This window comes from Variovorax sp. UC122_21 (assembly GCF_044056785.1).
Taxonomy (GTDB): Bacteria; Pseudomonadota; Gammaproteobacteria; order Burkholderiales; family Burkholderiaceae_C; genus Variovorax.
Genome location: NZ_CP172004.1, coordinates 6,597,883 through 6,611,509, shown reverse-complemented (window position 1 = coordinate 6,611,509; position 13,627 = coordinate 6,597,883). Strand labels below are relative to the sequence as shown.

Annotated in this window: 14 protein-coding genes and 1 pseudogene; 8 read left to right on the top strand and 7 right to left on the bottom strand. The window is 69.8% G+C overall.

The features are described from left to right. Nucleotides 1-65: 65 nt before the first annotated feature. Together ACHMXE_RS43865 and ACHMXE_RS43860 are read left to right on the top strand one after the other, a co-directional pair. Nucleotides 66-482, top strand: coding sequence for a VOC family protein (locus ACHMXE_RS43865; protein WP_203203431.1), 417 nt, complete (start codon nucleotides 66-68; stop codon nucleotides 480-482). 20 nt (nucleotides 483-502) lie between these two features. Further along, nucleotides 503-1,703: pseudogene (locus ACHMXE_RS43860) on the top strand (pirin family protein). A gap of 4 nt (nucleotides 1,704-1,707) precedes the next feature. Here the strand turns inward: ACHMXE_RS43860 and ACHMXE_RS43855 are convergent. Both ACHMXE_RS43855 and ACHMXE_RS43850 read right to left on the bottom strand, forming a co-directional pair. Continuing rightward, complete coding sequence (locus ACHMXE_RS43855; RefSeq protein ID WP_395349598.1) at nucleotides 1,708-1,998, bottom strand: YciI family protein; 291 nt, start codon at nucleotides 1,996-1,998, stop codon at nucleotides 1,708-1,710. Between the two features lie 122 nt (nucleotides 1,999-2,120). Continuing rightward, nucleotides 2,121-3,449, bottom strand: a complete 1,329-nt coding sequence (locus ACHMXE_RS43850) for an Nramp family divalent metal transporter (RefSeq protein ID WP_209540171.1) — start codon at nucleotides 3,447-3,449, stop codon at nucleotides 2,121-2,123. 137 nt (nucleotides 3,450-3,586) lie between these two features. Here ACHMXE_RS43850 and ACHMXE_RS43845 point away from each other — a divergent pair, with 137 nt between their 5' ends. The 3 genes from ACHMXE_RS43845 to ACHMXE_RS43835 all read left to right on the top strand — a co-directional run bounded on the left by ACHMXE_RS43845 (nucleotide 3,587) and on the right by ACHMXE_RS43835 (nucleotide 5,252). Then, entirely contained in the window at nucleotides 3,587-3,895 is a 309-nt protein-coding gene (locus ACHMXE_RS43845; RefSeq protein ID WP_209540172.1) for a putative quinol monooxygenase, read from the top strand. A 131-nt stretch (nucleotides 3,896-4,026) separates the two neighbouring features. Beyond that, nucleotides 4,027-4,626 (top strand): hypothetical protein, encoded by a 600-nt coding sequence (locus tag ACHMXE_RS43840; protein WP_203203436.1) that lies wholly within the window; start codon nucleotides 4,027-4,029, stop codon nucleotides 4,624-4,626. 23 nt (nucleotides 4,627-4,649) lie between these two features. Beyond that, complete coding sequence (locus tag ACHMXE_RS43835; RefSeq protein ID WP_395349596.1) at nucleotides 4,650-5,252, top strand: hypothetical protein; 603 nt, start codon at nucleotides 4,650-4,652, stop codon at nucleotides 5,250-5,252. A gap of 64 nt (nucleotides 5,253-5,316) precedes the next feature. Here ACHMXE_RS43835 and gap read toward each other — a convergent pair whose 3' ends face one another. Both gap and ACHMXE_RS43825 read right to left on the bottom strand, forming a co-directional pair. Then, complete coding sequence (gene gap / locus ACHMXE_RS43830) at nucleotides 5,317-6,318, bottom strand: type I glyceraldehyde-3-phosphate dehydrogenase (RefSeq protein ID WP_395349595.1); 1,002 nt, start codon at nucleotides 6,316-6,318, stop codon at nucleotides 5,317-5,319. A gap of 64 nt (nucleotides 6,319-6,382) precedes the next feature. Continuing rightward, a complete protein-coding gene (locus tag ACHMXE_RS43825; RefSeq protein ID WP_209540174.1) occupies nucleotides 6,383-8,485 on the bottom strand; it encodes a transketolase C-terminal domain-containing protein in 2,103 nt (700 codons plus the stop codon). A 172-nt stretch (nucleotides 8,486-8,657) separates the two neighbouring features. On the opposite strand from ACHMXE_RS43825, the gene ACHMXE_RS43820 reads away from it, so the two are divergent. From ACHMXE_RS43820 to ACHMXE_RS43810, 3 genes are read left to right on the top strand one after another with little or no spacing between them, the layout of a single operon-like run. After that, nucleotides 8,658-9,044, top strand: coding sequence for an S-adenosylmethionine decarboxylase family protein (locus tag ACHMXE_RS43820; protein ID WP_203203440.1), 387 nt, complete (start codon nucleotides 8,658-8,660; stop codon nucleotides 9,042-9,044). A gap of 29 nt (nucleotides 9,045-9,073) precedes the next feature. Next, nucleotides 9,074-9,787 carry an NDP-sugar synthase gene (locus ACHMXE_RS43815; RefSeq protein WP_395353054.1) on the top strand — a complete coding sequence of 238 codons (714 nt, stop codon included), beginning with the start codon at nucleotides 9,074-9,076 and terminating at the stop codon, nucleotides 9,785-9,787. A gap of 30 nt (nucleotides 9,788-9,817) precedes the next feature. Beyond that, nucleotides 9,818-11,215: an aminopeptidase P N-terminal domain-containing protein gene (locus tag ACHMXE_RS43810; protein WP_395349593.1), complete on the top strand. Its 1,398-nt coding sequence runs from the start codon at nucleotides 9,818-9,820 to the stop codon at nucleotides 11,213-11,215. 15 nt (nucleotides 11,216-11,230) lie between these two features. Here ACHMXE_RS43810 and ACHMXE_RS43805 read toward each other — a convergent pair whose 3' ends face one another. Genes ACHMXE_RS43805 through ACHMXE_RS43795 form a run of 3 tightly spaced genes read right to left on the bottom strand, consistent with a single transcriptional unit; the run spans nucleotide 11,231 to nucleotide 13,616 of the window. After that, nucleotides 11,231-11,596, bottom strand: coding sequence for a DUF3325 family protein (locus ACHMXE_RS43805; protein ID WP_209540176.1), 366 nt, complete (start codon nucleotides 11,594-11,596; stop codon nucleotides 11,231-11,233). Then, entirely contained in the window at nucleotides 11,596-13,269 is a 1,674-nt protein-coding gene (locus tag ACHMXE_RS43800) for a PepSY-associated TM helix domain-containing protein (RefSeq protein ID WP_395349592.1), read from the bottom strand. Before ACHMXE_RS43800 ends, ACHMXE_RS43805 begins: the two co-directional genes overlap by 1 nt. Then, entirely contained in the window at nucleotides 13,266-13,616 is a 351-nt protein-coding gene (locus ACHMXE_RS43795) for a DUF3649 domain-containing protein (protein WP_395349591.1), read from the bottom strand. Before ACHMXE_RS43795 ends, ACHMXE_RS43800 begins: the two co-directional genes overlap by 4 nt. Between the last annotated feature and the right edge of the window lie 11 nt (nucleotides 13,617-13,627).

The window sequence follows — 13,627 nt, the reverse complement described above, 5'->3', positions numbered from 1 at the left end:
AACAACCCGTCCAGCGCCCCGAAGCCCCCTCTTTCGTTCTCTTCTTTCGACGCACAGGAAACACCATGGCCACCAAGCAGATCTTCGTGAACCTCCCCGTCAAGGACCTCGACAAGTCCAAGGCCTTCTTCAACGCGCTGGGCTACAGCTTCAACCCGCAGTTCACCGACGCCAATGCCGCCTGCATGGTGGTGCAGGAAGGCAGCATCCACGCGATGCTGCTGGTCGAGTCCTTCTTCAAGACCTTCACCGACAAAGCGATCGCCGACACCCGCACCAGCACCGAAGTGCTGCTGTGCCTGTCGTGCGAGAGCCGCGCCGAGGTCGACGAGCTGGTGGCCAAGGCGGTCGCCGCCGGCGGCACCACGCCGCGCGCGCCGCAGGACCTCGGCTTCATGTATGGCCATGGCTTCCAGGACCTCGACGGCCACCTCTGGGAACTCGTGTTCATGGACCCGAACGCGCAGATGCCGCAGCAATAAGAGCGGCAAGCGGTCCGGCGATGCCCATCGTTCCATCCGCGAGCCGCACTGTCGCGCGCACGCGCCCTTCCGATGGGCGCCGGCGCCCCGATATGAGCGGCAAGGACACCGCGCCATCGACGGCGTCCGATCCCGAAAGGAAGGCCGACGTGCCCACCGCCACCGCCAGCTACAACCCCATCGTGGGGATCAAGCCCCTGGGCTTCCCGTGGGAGACGGTCGACCCGTTCCTGTTCTGCGTCTACCACGACGACGCCTATCCGCGCGCCAATGCGCGGATGGGCCCCGAGGCCTCGCTCGCGGGCCGCGACATCGGCCAGGACTTCAGCCGCAAGGACGGCTGGAGCATGTACCACGGCGAGACCGTGCCGGGCTTTCCCTCGCACCCGCACCGCGGCTTCGAGACCGTGACCATCGTGCGCAAGGGCCTGATCGACCATTCCGATTCGCTGGGCGCCACCGCGCGCTTCGGCGGCGGCGACGTGCAGTGGCTCACCGCCGGCAAGGGCATCGTGCATTCGGAGATGTTCCCGCTGCTCGACGCCGACGCGGCGAATCCGCTCGAGCTGTTCCAGATCTGGCTGAACCTGCCGGCCGCCAGCAAGATGGCCGAGCCGCACTTCACCATGTTCTGGTCGGAAGCGATTCCGCGCCTGGTGGTCGAGTCGCCACGCGGCGGCCGCACCGAGATCGCGGTGATCGCGGGCCAGCTCGGCAACGCGGCCGAGGCCGGCGCGCCCGCGCCCATCGATCCGCTGGCGCCGCCGCCCGATTCGTGGGCCGCGCGCACCGAGGCCGACGTGGCGATCTGGACCCTGCGCATGACGCCCCGGCGCCGACTGGACGCTGCCGGCCGCCAGCGGCGAAGGCACGCGGCGCATGCTGTACTTCTTCAAGGGTGCGCGGGCGCGCATCGCGGGCCGCGAGGTGCAGGGGCCGGCGGCCATCGAGCTGCATGCCGGCAGCGCGGTGGAGATCGTCAACGGCGAGGCCGACACGGCCGAGTTCCTGCTGCTGCAGGGCCGCCCGATCGCCGAGCCGGTGGTGCAGTACGGGCCCTTCGTGATGAACACGCAGGCCGAGATCAGCCAGACCCTGGCCGACTACCGCCGCACGCAGTTCGGCGGCTGGCCCTGGGACGACGGGGCGCCGGTGCATGGCCGCGACCCGGCGCGATTCGCGCGGCATCCGGGCGGACGCGAGGACAAGCCGGCCGGCTGAAAGATCAGAAGGTCTTGAGCATCTCGGCGCCCAGCGCCGTCATGCTCGGCACGAACTCGATCACCTCGGCGCGCGCCACCTCGCCCTGCACGAAGGGGTCGCGCGCCAGCACCGCCTCGAGCGCGGCGCGGTCGCCCGAGCGCGCGATGATCACGCCGCCGCGGCGCGGCACCTGGCGACCCGAGGCGATGAACATCCCGCTCTCGTAGTGCTTGCGCAGCCACACCATGTGCGCGTCGATCAGCGCGTCGACCTCCTCGAGGGGGCGGATGTAGGTGAGGGTCACGATCAACATGCGCGGGGCTTCCTGGGTGATGCGACCGACCGATGCTAGGGCCTTCGCATCACGGCCTCGGACCGGGCCGCGGTAACCGGATGCAAATCCACGCCCGGCATCCGCCATCTGGCACTTGGCGCTCAACCGATGCCCAGCACCACCGACGCCACCAGCCACACGTTGGCCGCGCTGATCACGCCGAACAGCAGCCAGGCCAGCGACTTCACCACCGGCCCGTTCGCGAAGCCGCCCATCAGCGCGCGGTCGCTCGTGAAGCGGATCAGCGGCCACATCGCGAACGGCAGCTGGAAGCTCAGCACCACCTGGCTCAGCACCAGCATCTTGCCCACGCCGCCGTCGCCGAACCACCACACGCCGACGAAGGCCGGCACCAGCGCCAGCGCGCGCGTGATCAGGCGCCGCTGCCAGCACGGGATCTTCAGGTCGAGAAAACCTTCCATGATGATCTGGCCCGCGATGGTGCCGGTGAAGGTCGAGCTCTGCCCCGAGGCCAGCAGCGCGATGCCGAACAGCGTGGCCGCCAGCGCGCTGCCCACCACCGGTTCGATCAGCCGGTAGGCATCGTCGATCTCGGTCACCGCCGTATGGCCGGTGCCGTGGAAGGCGCTGGCCGCGAGCACCATGATGGCCGCGTTGACCAGCAGCGCGAGCGACAGCGAGACCACCGCGTCGAGCGTGCAGAAGCGCACCGCCTCGCGCCGCGCGGGCTCGGTCGGCGCCACCAGCCGGGTCTGCACGATCGACGAATGCAGGTAGAGGTTGTGCGGCATCACCGTCGCGCCCACGATGCCGATCGCGAGGTAGAGCGCGCCCGGCTGGTGCAGCCGCTCGAGCATCGGCACGAAGCCGACCGCCACGCCGAGCCAGTTGGGCGGCGCCATCGCGAGCTCGACCACGAAGCAGGCCGCGATGGTGCCGACCAGGCCGAGCACGATCGCCTCCACGCGCCGGAAGCCCGCACCCTGCAGGCCCAGCACCAGCAGGGTGTCGAAGGCGGTGATGAGGATGCCCACCGGGATCGAGACGCCGAACAGCAGGTGCAGCGCGAGCGCGCTGCCGAGCACCTCGGCCAGGTCGCAGGCCACGATGGCGAGTTCGGCGCCGAGCCAGAGGAAGCGGTTGACGCGCGGCGAATAGCGCTCGCGGCAGGCGCGCGCCAGATCCTTCTGCGCGATCAGCCCGAGCCGCACGCACAGGGTCTGCAGCAGCATCGCCGCGAGGCTCGCGAGCAGCACCACGAACAGCAGGCCGTAGCCGAAGCGCGAGCCGGCCTCGATGTCGGTGGCCCAGTTGCCCGGGTCCATGTAGCCCACCGACACCAGCAGCCCCGGCCCCGCGTAGCGCAGCAGCTTGCGGCCGAAGGACAGCTCCTGCGGCACCGCGACGCTGCCTTTCACCTCGGACGGACAGAAGGGCGCGGTGGCGGTGCGGGGCAGCGGGAAGAACATGCGCGCGATGATAGGGACAAGCCCTCGGTCTTGTCGCCCATCGGACCAGCGCCCCCGGCAGGCCCGCGCGGAATCTTTTAGATTCGAAGGCTCGCGGCCGCACCGGCCCGCTCATCCCGTTCAGGAGACCCTCGCCCATGATCCACGTCGTCGCCGTCATCACCGCCAAGCCCGGCCAGCGCGCCGCACTGCTCGCCGCCTTCGCCGAGAACCGCGCCGCGGTGCTGGCCGAGAAGGGCTGCGTCGAATACGGCGCCACCATCGACGCGCAAGGCATCCCGCCCTCGAAGGCCAGCTTCGGCGGCGACACCTTCGTCGTGATCGAGAAGTGGGAGACGCTGGCCGACCTGCAGGCCCACGCGGTCGCGCCGCACATGAAGGCCCATGGCGAGAAGACCAAGGCACTGGTCGAGAGCAAGCTGATCCACGTGCTCGAGCCGGTCTGAGGTCGCGCGCCCGACGGGCGCTTTTGCTTCTTTCTCCTTCGCCGCCTACCCCTTTCCGTTGTATTCGCGCGCTCGCGATGCTGCTACCTTTGCCGGCAGCCGTTCAACGACACAGAGAGGGGACCACGGACATGGCGATCTTCCGTTCGCAAGGCACGCGCCGGTGTGCGCGTGCCGCCGCGGTGCCCGCCGCGCTGGCCGCGCTCGTGCTGCTGGCCAGCGGCTGCGCGCCGCTGATGGCGCCGCCCTACGCGGCCGACTACGAGGCGCTCGACCGCCTCGAGGCCACGCGCCCCGGCATGGTGGCGGTGGCGCGCGCGCAACCCACCGATCCCGAGGACAGGGTCAACAACGTGCGCATGCGCAGCACGCGCCTGGTCTCGCCCAACGGCAGCTTCGCGCTCTACCTCGAGGAGGCGATGCGGCGCGACCTGGCCGAGATCTCCATCCTCGATCCGAAGGCGCCCACGCGCATCGCGGCGCGCATCCTGCTCAACGAGCTCGACCTCGGCGTGTTCAACGGCGGCGGCCGCATGGAGGTCGAGATCGTGGTCACGCGCGGCGACGTGCAGCGGCTGCGCCGCACCTACCGCGGCGAGACGAAGTTCGAATCGGGCTACGGCGCCGCGGTGGCCGTGCCGGCCGGCCAGGCCGAGTACCCGCGCCTGGTGCGCGCTCTGCTGCGCCAGGTCTATGCCGATCCGCAGTTCGTGGCGGCGATCCGGCCATGACGACAACGACACGAGGCGCCGCCATGTCCCTGCTCTCTTCCTGCTCGCGCGCCGCCGGCGTCGCCGCCCTCGCCTTCGGCGCGCTGCTGCTCGCGGCCTGCACCCATCCGATCACCATGGTCACCGACCCGGCACCGCCGCGTTCGCTGCAGCACCTGGTGCAGAAGAAGGTGGCCTACGTGATGACCGACGCGCAGCGCGACACCCAGGTGGTCACGCCCGGCGGCAGCGGCGACAAGGTCAGCTACTTTCCCTACCGCGACCTCGAGAAGCCGGTGCGCGATGCGCTGCGCTCCGTCTACCGCGACGTGGTGGTGCTGCGCACCGCGAACGACGTGAAGGCCAACCAGGCGGCCGGCATCGCGCTGGTGTTCACGCCGAAGATCACGACCGACTCGAGCTCCACCTCGCTGCTGGCCTGGCCGCCGACCTCGTTCACCGCCGAGGTGCAGTGCGTGGTCACCGATGCCGCGGGTGCCGAGGTCACGCGGGTGCGCGCGGTCGGCAACGGCACAGCCGAGTTCGGCGAGTACAAGGGCGACTTCGGCCTGGCCGCGCGGCGCGCCGCGGCGCGCATGGCGGGGCAGCTCGCGAGCGAGATACGGCGCAACGAGAAGCTGCGCTGAAGGCGGCGCCCCCAAAGAAAAAACGCGCTCCGGGGAGCGCGTTCTTCATGGCGGGTTCGAAGGCTTACTTCGAGACGACCTTCACCATCTCGAGGCACTTGTTCGAGTAGCCCCATTCGTTGTCGTACCAGCTCACGAGCTTCACGAAGGTGCCGTCGAGCGCGATGCCGGCTTCGGCGTCGAAGATCGAGGTGCGCGGGTCGCCGCGGAAGTCAGTGGCCACCACCTTGTCTTCCGTGTAGCCCAGCACGCCCTTGAGCGCGCCTTCGCTCTGCACCTTCATCTCGGCGCAGATTTCCTTGTACGTGGCTTCCTTCACCAGCTCGACCGTCAGGTCGACCACCGACACGTCGGAGGTCGGCACGCGGAAGCTCATGCCCGTGAGCTTCTTGTTGAGCTCGGGAATCACCACGCCCACGGCCTTGGCCGCGCCCGTCGACGACGGGATGATGTTTTCGAGGATGCCGCGGCCGCCGCGCCAGTCCTTGTTGCTCGGGCCGTCCACGGTCTTCTGCGTGGCGGTGGCGGCGTGCACGGTGGTCATCAGGCCGCGCTTGATGCCCCACTTGTCGTTGAGCACCTTGGCCAGCGGGGCCAGGCAGTTGGTGGTGCAGCTGGCGTTGCTGACGATGGCTTCGCCGGCGTACTTCTTGTCGTTCACGCCGTAGACGAACATCGGCGTGTCGTCCTTCGACGGGGCCGAGAGAATCACCTTCTTGGCGCCCGCGTCGATGTGCTTCTGCGCCGTTTCCTTCGTGAGGAACAGGCCGGTCGACTCGAGCACGACGTCGGCGCCGACCTCGTTCCACTTGAGGTTCGCGGGGTCGCGTTCCTGCGTCAGGCGGATCTTCTTGCCGTTCACGATCAGCGTGTTGCCCTCGACCGTGACCTCGCCCTTGAAGCGGCCGTGCACCGAGTCGTACTGCAGCATGTAGGCCAGGTAGTCGGGCTCGAGCAGGTCGTTGATGGCAACGATTTCGATGTCGTTCTTGAAGTTCTGCACGGCTGCGCGCAGCACGTTGCGACCGATGCGGCCGAAGCCGTTGATACCGAGTTTGATAGCCATCTGACTTGCTCCTAAGGTTGAAAAACTTCTCTGATCTTGATCGGACGGAAGGCGCGCCGCGGCCTCAGTCGCGCAGCGCGGCCTCGACCGTGGCGGCGACGTTTTCGGCCGTGAAGCCGAAGTGCTTGAACAGCACCGGCGCGGGGGCCGATTCGCCGAACGTGTCGATGCCGACGACGGCGGCGCAGCCGTACTTCCACCAGCCGTCGGTGCAGCCCATCTCGACCGCGACGCGCGGCAGCTTCTTCGGCAGCACGGCCTTCTTGTAGGCCAGGTCCTGGCGGTCGAAGGTGGTGGTCGAGGGCATCGACACCACGCGCACCGCGATCTTCTTCTCGGCCAGCAGCTTCTGCGCGGCGAGCGCGAGCTGCACTTCGGAACCGGTGGCGATGATGACCGCCGCAGTCTTCTTGTTCTTCAGGCCGACCTGTTCGGGCTCGGACAGCACGTAGGCGCCGCGGCTGATGTCGCCGAGTTCGTTCTTCGCCGCATAGGCGATGTTCTGGCGGCTCAGCAGCAACGCGGTCGGGCGCGACTGGTTCTGCAGCGCCACGGCCCAGGCCACGGCGGTTTCGGCCGTGTCGCCCGGACGCCAGACGTCGAGGTTGGGGATCAGGCGCAGCGAGGCGGCATGCTCGATCGACTGGTGCGTCGGGCCGTCTTCGCCCAGGCCGATGGAGTCGTGCGTGAACACGTGGATCACGCGGCGCTTCATCAGCGCGGCCATGCGGATCGCGTTGCGGCTGTAGTCGCTGAAGGTCAGGAAGGTGCCGCCGTACGGGATGTAGCCGCCATGCAGCGCCACGCCGTTCATGATCGCGGCCATGCCGAACTCGCGCACGCCGTAGTTGATGTGGCGGCCGATGGTGCCGTGCGGGACTTCGGCCGGCGCTGCCGGCTTGGCTTCGTCTTCGGCGCCGGGCTTGGCCTCGACCGCCGGCACGTTCATGACCACGGCGCCGGTCTTCGGATCGAAGCGCAGCGCGGCGGTGCTCTTGGTGTTGGTGAGGTTCGAACCGGTCAGGTCGGCGCTGCCGCCGAGCATTTCGGGCAGCGCGGCGGTGAACGCTTCCAGCGCGAGCTGGCTGGCCTTGCGGCTGGCCACGGTCTCGGCCTTGGTGTGCGCGGCCACCACGGTGTCGAACGCGACCTGGTGGAATTCCTTGGGCAGCTCGCCCTTCATGCGGCGCGTGAACTCGCCGGCCAGCTCGGGGTAGGCGACGGCGTAGGCGGCGAAGCGCTCGTTCCAGTCGGTCTCGACGCGATGGCCCTCGTCCTTGTGGTTCCAGTCGGCATAGACCTCGGTCGGGATCTCGAAGGCCGGCGCGGTCCAGCCCAGGGCTTCGCGCGTGAGCTTGATCTCTTCGGCGCCGAGCGCCTCACCGTGCGCCTTGGCGGTGCCGGCGCGGTTCGGGCTGCCCTTGCCGATGGTGGTCTTGCAGGCGATCAGCGTGGGGCGCGACGTTTCCTTCTTCGCCTTGGCAATGGCCTTCGACACTTCCTGGGCGTCGTTGCCGTCGATCGGGCCGATGACGTTCCAGCCGTAGGCCTTGAAGCGCTCTTCCGTGTTGTCGATGAACCAGGGCTTGACCTGCCCGTCGATGCTGATGCCGTTGTCGTCGTACAGCGCGATCAGCTTGTTGAGGTGCCAGGCGCCGGCCAGCGCGCAGGCTTCGTGGCTGATGCCTTCCATCATGCAGCCATCGCCCAGGAAGGCGTAGGTGTGGTGGTCGACGATGTCGTGGCCCTTGCGGTTGAACTCGGCGGCCAGCAGCTTCTCGGCCAGCGCGAAGCCCACGGCATTGGTGATGCCCTGGCCCAGCGGGCCGGTGGTGGTTTCCACGCCGGGGGTCACGTCGACCTCGGGGTGGCCCGCGGTCTTGCTGTGCAGCTGGCGGAAGTTCTTGATCTCGTCGATCGGCAGGTCGTAGCCGGTCAGGTGCAGCACCGCGTACAGCAGCATCGAGGCATGGCCGTTCGACAGCACGAAGCGGTCGCGATCGAACCAGTGCGGGTTGGCGGGGTTGTAGCGCAGGTGCTCGCCCCACAGCGCGACGGCCATGTCGGCCATCCCCATCGGTGCGCCCGGATGTCCGGAATTGGCTTGTTGAACGGCATCCATAGCCAACGCGCGGATCGCGTTGGCCATCAGGGCTTGGTTGGCCATGGGCAGGGAACTTTCGGGGGAGTTGGGTGGGTGGGACTCGGGAGAACCCGCGATTTTACCGGGCGAGCCCGAACCGGCACCGACAGCCTCTCTACACCCCTCTGCGCTTATTTTGCGCAGCCGGCCGGACCCGCGTTTTCCCTCATGGGCGATGTACTAAAGTCGCGGACATATGCACGGGCTGCACCTCACCGCCGACCTTCACGACTGCCAATGCGGCGCGCAGTGGTTCACCGATGGCGAGGCGCTCGGCGCCGTCTGCCTCAAGGCGGTGTCGGCCGCGGGGCTGCAGCCGGTGGGCAAGCTGGTCCACGGCTTCCCGGCCACCTCGCACGGCCCCGGCGGCGTCACCGCCACCGTGCTGCTGGCCGAATCGCACCTGTGCCTGCACACCTGGCCCGAGCAGCGCGCCGTCACGCTCGACGTCTACGTCTGCAACTTCGGCGGCGACCATTCGGCCAAGGCGCATGCGCTGATGGACTGCCTGGTCTCGCTGTTCCGCCCACGCCACAGCGAACGCAACGAGCTGCAACGCGGGCGCGTGGCGGCCAGCGCTTGAGCGGGAACGCGACGGTGGCGGCCAAGGCCATGGTGCTCGCGGCCGGTCGCGGCGAGCGCATGCGGCCGCTGACCGACACCACCCCCAAGCCCCTACTCGAGGTCCGCGGCAAGCCGCTGATGCAATGGCCGATGGAGGCGCTGGCGGCCGGCGGCTTCACCGAGCTGGTGCTCAACACGGCCTGGCTCGGCGACCGGATCTCCGGCCACTTCGGCTCGAAACCGTTGCTGGACGGCCAGGTGGCGCTATCGATTTCATACTCCGACGAGGCCCGCGACTTCGGCGGCGCGCTCGAGACCGCGGGCGGCATCGTGCGCGCGCTGCCGCTGCTGGGCGATCCGTTCTGGGTCGCGGCGGGCGACGTGTTCGCGCCCGGCTTCGTCTTCACCCAGGCCGCGGTCGAGCGCTTCGTGGCGGGCGGCAAGCTCGCGCACCTGTGGCTGGTGCCCAATCCCGCGCACAACCCCAAGGGCGACTTCGGCCTCTCGGCCGAGGGCCTCGCGCTCAACACCCAAGACGGCCCGCGCCACACCTTCTCGACCATCGGCCTGTACCGCGCCGCGCTGTTCGCACCGCCCTACTGCGCCATCCCTGGCGGCAATCCCGACGGCGTCAAAGCCCCGCTGGCGCCGATCCTGCGTGCCGCGATGGACAATGGCCTGGTGAGCGCCGAGCTCTACACCGGCCCCTGGACCGACGTGGGAACGCCCGAGCGCCTCGCCGAACTCAACCGGCCTTCGTAGCCAGCCCGTCTCAGAGGAAGTCTCCACGCGATGACCACCACCGACACCAAGAAGATCTACGCCGAGCGCCGCGCTCGCCTCGCCTCGCAACTGGGCAAGGACGGCATCGCGATCATCCCGACCGCGCCCGAACGCCAGCGCAACCGCGACAGCGACTTCCTGTTCCGCCACGACAGCTACTTCTACTACCTGAGCGGCTTCACCGAGCCCAACGCCTGGCTGGTGCTCGGCGGCGACGGCCGCGCCACGCTGTTCTGCGCGCCCAAGGACCTGGAGCGCGAGATCTGGGACGGCTACCGGCTCGGCCCCGAGGCCGCGCCCGAGGCGCTCGGCCTCGACGAGGCCTTCTCGGTCACCGAGCTCGATGCGAAGCTGCCCAAGCTGCTCGAGAACCGCTCGGTCGTCTGGTATCCGTTCGCCACCCACAAGGGCCTCGAGACCCGCGTCGACGGCTGGCTGCAGTCGGTGCGCGCGCGGGTGCGCTACGGCGCGCTGTGCCCCGAGGAGCAGCGCGACCTCTGCGGCCCGCTCGACGAGATGCGCCTCGTGAAGGACGCGCACGAGCAGGACATCATGCGCCGCGCCGCGCAGATCAGCGCCCGCGCCCACATCCGCGCGATGCAGCTGTCGGCGCGCATGCTGCGCGAGGGCAAGGACGTGCGCGAGTACCACCTCGACGCCGAGCTGCTGCACGAGTTCCGCCTCGGCGGCTCGCAGTACCCGGCCTACGGTTCCATCGTCGCGGCCGGCGCCAACGCCTGCGTGTTGCATTACCGCGCCGATGCCGCGCCGGTGCGCGACGGCGAGCTGGTGCTGATCGACGCCGGCTGCGAGCTCGACGGCTACGCCAGCGACATCACGCGCACCTTTCCCGCCAACGGCAGGTTCACCGGCCCGCAGCGCGCGCTGTACGACCTCGTGCTCGCGAGCCAGGACGCCTCGGCCGCCGCCACCAAGGCCGGCAACCGCTTCAACGACCCGCACGACGCCGCCGTGCGCGTGCTCGCGCAGGGCATGCTCGACCTGGGCCTGCTCGACGCCAACAAGGTCGGTGGCCTCGACGACGTGATCGACAGCCGCGCCTACTTCCAGTTCTACATGCACCGCACCGGCCACTGGCTCGGCATGGACGTGCACGACTGCGGCAGCTACGTCGAGCCCACGCAGGTCGGCGAGGTCAGCGAGCGCAAGGACCCGCTGTCGAACGAGCTGATCAAGAACCGCCCGAGCCGCATCCTGCAGCCCGGCATGGTGCTCACGCTCGAACCCGGCATCTACGTGCGCCCGGCCGACGGCGTGCCCGAGCAGTTCCACAACATCGGCATCCGCACGGAAGACGACGCCATCGTCACGGCCACCGGCTGCGAACTCATTTCGCGCGGCGTGCCGGTGAAGGCGGACGAGATCGAGGCGCTGATGCGGGCCTGAGCGCCGCGCGGCGGGTCAATCGCCCAGCGCCGCCAGCACCAGGCACCCGAGCCCCGCCAGCAGCGCGATCGCCGCCGCCGCCGACGCCACCCAGTGGAAGCGGCGCGGCGCATAGCTCAAGAGTCCCACCACCGTCTGCGCGGCCGCCGTGAGCGCGCCGAGCCAGAGCACCCAGCCGATCGAATGGCCGGCGGCGCGCAGGCTCGCGACGAGCGACAGGCACAGCGCCACGCTGCCGCCGAGCTGCAGCCAGCGGCGCCACGGACCGGGCGTGCTGCCGCGGCCGAAGACGTCCTCGCTGTGGCGGTCCATCGCGAGGCCCAGCGCGCAGAAGCCCGCGAGCGAGGCGGCGAACACGGTTGCGATCAGCAAGGCGTTCATCACGATCCCTGGCCCGAGGTGGCGAGCGCAGGCGAGTCCGCCGCGTCATCGGCCGGGTCGGCCTTCGCGGCTTTCTTCGCCGAGGTGCTCAGGGCCTTGCGCCGCTTGCGTTCCACCATCCAGGCCGCGCCCGCGAGCCCCAGGCCCAGCGCGATCGACACCAGGTCGAAGCCGGCGACGGCGCTCGGGCCCGAGCGCAGGCTGACCGTGAGCGGCGCGGGGCCGGTGAAGGCGTTGAGCACCGGCAGCAGCGCGAACAGCAGCGCGCCCGCGGCCAGCTGCGCCTGCCACATGCGCAGCGTGGGCCGCGCGAGGCCCAGCAGCGCGGCCGCGCCCCAGACCGCGAAGAACCAGCCGATCTCGGCCGCGCCGCGGTCGGCCGTGTCGAACGGCACCAGCCGGTTGGCCCAGAAGAAGGCGGCCATCGCGAGCGGCAGGCCCGCGATCGCGCCGAGGTTGAGGCCGTCGACCAGCCGCAGGCCGAAGCTCACGCGGCCGCCCTGCTTGAGCCGCTTCGCGAACTTCTGGCGCTCCTTCACGGCCCACAACAGCAACCCGGTGGCGACCATCAAGCAGCCCGCGAGGCCGGAGACGAAGAACAGCGCGCGCAGCAGCGGATCGCCGAAGCGGCCGATGTGCAGGCCGTAGAGCACGCTGCGCGTCTCGACGGCGGGCCGCATGCTGTCGCCGTAGGCGCCGATCAGCGCGCCGGTCACGCCGTTGAAGACCATCGACGGTTGCTCGGACCCCAGTTGCGGCCCCTCGGCGCGGCGCACGATGACCGTCGCGTTGGCATCGTTCGGCGAATTGACGGTGAGGCGGCCGACCGGCGCGCCGCCCCAGTGCGCGGAGGCCTGCGCGAGCATCGGCGCAACCGGTGCCAACGGCGCCTTCTGGCCCGCGGCCTTGAACTGCTCGCGCACGCCGCCCGCGAAGGCCTCGGAGAAGAAGGTCTGCGTGCCGCCGCTGTCCTTGTAGGCCACCTGCGGGCCCCAGGGCATGTACATGAACATCAGGGTGACCAGGCCCGTGTACGTGATCATCGCGTGATAGGGCAGTGCCAGCACCGCGGTCGCGTTGTGCGCGTCGAGCCACGAGCGCTGGCCCTTCTTCGGGCGGAAGGTGAAGAAGTCCTTGAAGATGCGCTTGTGCGTGACGATGCCGCTGAGGATCGCCACCAGCATGAACATCGCGCAGAAGCCGACGATCCAGCGGCCCCAGATCGCGGGCATGTAGTGCAGGTCGAAATGCAGGCGGTAGAAGAATTCGCCGCCACGCGTCTCGCGCACCGCCGCCGAGGGCTGGCCGCTGGCGGCGTCGAGCACCGCGCGGCCGAAGCGGTCGCGCCGGTCGCGCGGCGGCGAACCGGCCGGCGGCGCGGGCCGGGTCCAGAACAGGCTGGTCGAGGGTTCGCGCTCGGTCGGCAAGGTGATGAACCAGCGCGGCGAGTCGGCCGCGTGCTGCTGCAGGTAGGCGTAGGCGCCCTCGGTGGCCTGCACCTGCGGCACCGGCGCGCGTGAGAGCCCGTGCAGCTCGGGCTTCATCCACAGCGTGATCTCGTCCTTGAAGTACGAGGCCGTGCCGGCGGCGAACACCATGAACAGCACCCAGCCGACCAACAGGCCCGACCAGGTGTGCAGCCAGGCCATCGACTGGCGAAAGCCCTCCTTCATGCGCCCGCTCCCGGCGTGGGCAGCGCGAGCAGCAGCGCGCCCAGCGGCGCCGCGGCGATGACCAGGCCGATCCAGGCGCGCCACGCGCTGCGCGCCGCGAACACCCACATCACCGCGACCGCGAACACGAGGAAGGAGGCCAGCGTGCCGGTCATCGCGGCTTCGCTGCGCGCCATGCCGAAGGCGGCGGGCAGGCACAGCGCGAGCGCGGCGGCGGAGAGCGCGGCCACGCCGTAACCGCCGGCGATGGCGGCGATGGCGCGCGAGGCCACGCCGAGGCGGTAGCGCAGGCCGGCGCTCACGCCGCGCGCCGGACGGCGTGCGAGGTCGTTCGGGAAGTCATGCAAAAAGGGGAGAG

Coding starts and splice junctions, on each gene's coding strand:
- ACHMXE_RS43835 (WP_395349596.1), top strand. CDS start 4,650: ATGTCCCTGCTCTCTTCCTGCTCGCGCGCCGCCGGCGTCGCCGCCCTC.
- gap (WP_395349595.1), bottom strand. CDS start 6,318: ATGGCTATCAAACTCGGTATCAACGGCTTCGGCCGCATCGGTCGCAAC.
- ACHMXE_RS43825 (WP_209540174.1), bottom strand. CDS start 8,485: ATGGCCAACCAAGCCCTGATGGCCAACGCGATCCGCGCGTTGGCTATG.
- ACHMXE_RS43850 (WP_209540171.1), bottom strand. CDS start 3,449: ATGTTCTTCCCGCTGCCCCGCACCGCCACCGCGCCCTTCTGTCCGTCC.
- ACHMXE_RS43865 (WP_203203431.1), top strand. CDS start 66: ATGGCCACCAAGCAGATCTTCGTGAACCTCCCCGTCAAGGACCTCGAC.
- ACHMXE_RS43855 (WP_395349598.1), bottom strand. CDS start 1,998: ATGTTGATCGTGACCCTCACCTACATCCGCCCCCTCGAGGAGGTCGAC.
- ACHMXE_RS43805 (WP_209540176.1), bottom strand. CDS start 11,596: ATGAACGCCTTGCTGATCGCAACCGTGTTCGCCGCCTCGCTCGCGGGC.
- ACHMXE_RS43840 (WP_203203436.1), top strand. CDS start 4,027: ATGGCGATCTTCCGTTCGCAAGGCACGCGCCGGTGTGCGCGTGCCGCC.
- ACHMXE_RS43820 (WP_203203440.1), top strand. CDS start 8,658: ATGCACGGGCTGCACCTCACCGCCGACCTTCACGACTGCCAATGCGGC.
- ACHMXE_RS43845 (WP_209540172.1), top strand. CDS start 3,587: ATGATCCACGTCGTCGCCGTCATCACCGCCAAGCCCGGCCAGCGCGCC.
- ACHMXE_RS43810 (WP_395349593.1), top strand. CDS start 9,818: ATGACCACCACCGACACCAAGAAGATCTACGCCGAGCGCCGCGCTCGC.
- ACHMXE_RS43800 (WP_395349592.1), bottom strand. CDS start 13,269: ATGAAGGAGGGCTTTCGCCAGTCGATGGCCTGGCTGCACACCTGGTCG.
- ACHMXE_RS43815 (WP_395353054.1), top strand. CDS start 9,074: ATGGTGCTCGCGGCCGGTCGCGGCGAGCGCATGCGGCCGCTGACCGAC.